Source organism: Sphingobacterium sp. UBA7253, assembly GCF_002472745.1.
GTDB classification, from domain to species: Bacteria; Bacteroidota; Bacteroidia; order Sphingobacteriales; family Sphingobacteriaceae; genus Sphingobacterium; species Sphingobacterium siyangense.
The window spans coordinates 37,905-38,664 of record NZ_DKSP01000218.1 but is presented as its reverse complement, the minus strand read 5'-3'; the positions used below and the strand labels follow the sequence as shown (position 1 = coordinate 38,664).

Genomic DNA, 760 nt, shown 5'->3' with positions numbered 1-760 from the left:
CAGGTGAATTAATCAATAAATTAGAGGTTGAATACAAACGTGATGAGCGCATTATGCGTTTCTTGACTGTAAGCTTAGACAAACATGCTAAAGCATACAACGAGAAAAAACGTAGCGGTGCATTCAACAAAAAAGCTGAAACTAAAACTGAGGAGGGCGCAAACTAATGGCTAACGAAAATATCCAATACGTAACTGCTCCTAAAGTAGAGGACAACCGTAAAAAATACTGTCGTTTCAAAAAGAATGGTATCAAATATATCGATTATAAAGATGCTAACTTCTTGATGAAATTTGTAAATGATCAAGGTAAAATCTTACCTCGTCGTTTAACTGGTACATCTTTGAAATTTCAACGTAAAGTAGCTCAAGCTGTTAAACGTGCTCGTCACATCGGCTTATTACCTTACTTAGCTGATGCAATTAAATAAGGAGGACGATAGAAAATGGAAGTAATTTTAAAACAAGATATCAAAGGCTTAGGTGAGCAAAACGATATCGTTAATGTAAAGCCAGGTTTCGGTCGTAACTACTTAATCCCGCAAGGATTTGCTATCCAAGCGACTGAATCTGCAAAGAAAGTTTTAGCTGAGAACATCAAACAAGCTCAGTTCAAACAAGAAAAAATCAAAAAAGACGCTACTGAATTAGCTGGTAAATTGGAAGCTATTAAACTTTCAATCGGTGCTAAAGCAGGTGAATCTGGTAAAATCTTTGGTAAAGTAAACAGCATTCAAATTGCTGATGCGTTGAAAGCAAAA

General features: G+C 35.7%; 2 protein-coding genes. Both read left to right on the top strand.

The window, feature by feature from the left end; genetic code table 11:
• The first annotated feature begins 166 nt into the window (after positions 1-166).
• Positions 167-430: a 30S ribosomal protein S18 gene (rpsR, locus tag B2X72_RS22225; RefSeq protein WP_028071347.1), complete on the top strand. Its 264-nt coding sequence runs from the start codon at positions 167-169 to the stop codon at positions 428-430.
• A gap of 15 nt (positions 431-445) precedes the next feature.
• Positions 446-760 (top strand): 50S ribosomal protein L9 (gene rplI / locus B2X72_RS22220; RefSeq protein WP_286851511.1); only part of this gene is annotated, 315 nt, incomplete at its 3' end.